We start from the raw sequence: 1,683 nt of genomic DNA, 5'->3' as shown, positions 1-1,683 counted from the left end.
GGTGCGGATTACCGACAACGACACGGCAGGGGTGCTGATCACGCCGACGACGGTGGACGTGACCGAGGGCGGGGCGACGGCCAGTTACACGGTGCGCTTGTTGAGCGAACCGACCGCGCCGGTGACAATTACGCTGGCCTTCGACGCGGCGCAGGTCAGGGTCAACCGGACGACGGTGAGTTTCACGCCGGGGAACTGGAACGCCGCGCAGAGTGTGCAAGTGACGGCGGTAAATGATGCCGTTGATGAAGCGGATGTGCACCTGAGCCTGATCACGCACACGACGGCGAGTGCCGACCCGAACTACAACCAGGCGACCGCACGCTTTACCCCGTTGCCGACGGTGACGGTGCGGATTACGGACAACGACACGGCGGGCGTGCTGATCACGCCGACGACGGTCGACGTGGCCGAGGGTGGGGCGACGGCCAGTTACACGGTGCGCCTGTTGAGCGAACCAACCGCGCCGGTGACGATTACGCTGGCCTTCGACGCGGCCCAGGTCAGCGTGAACCGGACGAGCCTCACCTTCACGCCGGGGAATTGGAACACCGCCCAGAGCGTGCAAGTGACGGCGGTGAATGATGCCGTTGATGAGGCGGATGTGCATCCGAGCCTGGTGACGCACACGACGGCGAGCAGTGACCCGAACTATAACCAGGCGACCGCACGCTTTACCCCGTTGCCGACGGTGACGGTGCGGATTACGGACAACGACACGGCGGGGGTGCTGATCACGCCGACGACGGTGGACGTGGCCGAGGGTGGGGCGAGTGCGAGCTACACGGTGCGCTTGCTGAGCGAACCAACCGCGCCGGTGACGATTACGCTCGCCTTCGACGCGGCGCAGGTGAATGTGAACCGGACGACGGTGAGTTTCACGGCGCAAAACTGGAACGTGACGCAGAGTGTACAAGTGACGGCGGTGGATGACGCCGTTGATGAAGCGGATGTGCATCCGAGCCCGATCACGCACACGACGGCGAGTGCCGACCCGAACTACAACCAGGCGACGGCGCGCTTTACGCCGCTGCCGACGGTGACGGTGCGGATTACCGACAACGACACGGCGGGCGTCGCCATCACGCCGACGACGGTGGACGTGGCCGAGGGTGGGGCGAGTGCGAGCTACACGGTGCGCTTGCTGAGCGAACCAACCGCGCCGGTGACGCTCACGCTTGCCTTCGACGCGGCGCAGGTCAGCGTGAACCGGACGACGGTGAGTTTCACGCCGGGGAATTGGAACGCCGCGCAGAGTGTGCAAGTGACGGCGGTGAATGATGCCGTTGATGAGGCGGATGTGCACCCGAGCCTGATCACGCACACGACGGCGAGTGCCGACCCGAACTACAACCAGGCGACCGCACGCTTTACCCCGTTGCCGACGGTGACCGTCCGGATTACGGACAACGACACGGCAGGGGTGCTGATCACGCCGACGACGGTGGACGTGGCCGAGGGTGGGGCGACGGCCAGTTACACGGTGCGCTTGCTGAGCGAACCAACTGCGCCGGTGACGCTCACGCTGGCCTTCGACGCGGCGCAGGTGCGCGTGAACCGGACGACGGTGAGCTTCACGGCGCAAAACTGGAACGCGGCGCAGACGGTGCAAGTGACGGCGGTAAATGATGCCGTTGATGAGGCGGATGTGCATCCGAGCCTGGTGACGCACACGACGGCGAG

Annotated in this window: 1 pseudogene; it reads left to right on the top strand. The window is 65.5% G+C overall.

Annotated elements, in window-relative coordinates:
* Positions 1-1,683 (top strand): annotated as a pseudogene (locus EKD05_RS25425) (Calx-beta domain-containing protein); the annotation flags it as partial.

The organism is Candidatus Chloroploca sp. Khr17 (assembly GCF_004138165.1).
Taxonomy (GTDB): domain Bacteria; phylum Chloroflexota; class Chloroflexia; order Chloroflexales; family Chloroflexaceae; genus Chloroploca.
This window is presented reverse-complemented; position numbering and strand designations above follow the sequence as displayed.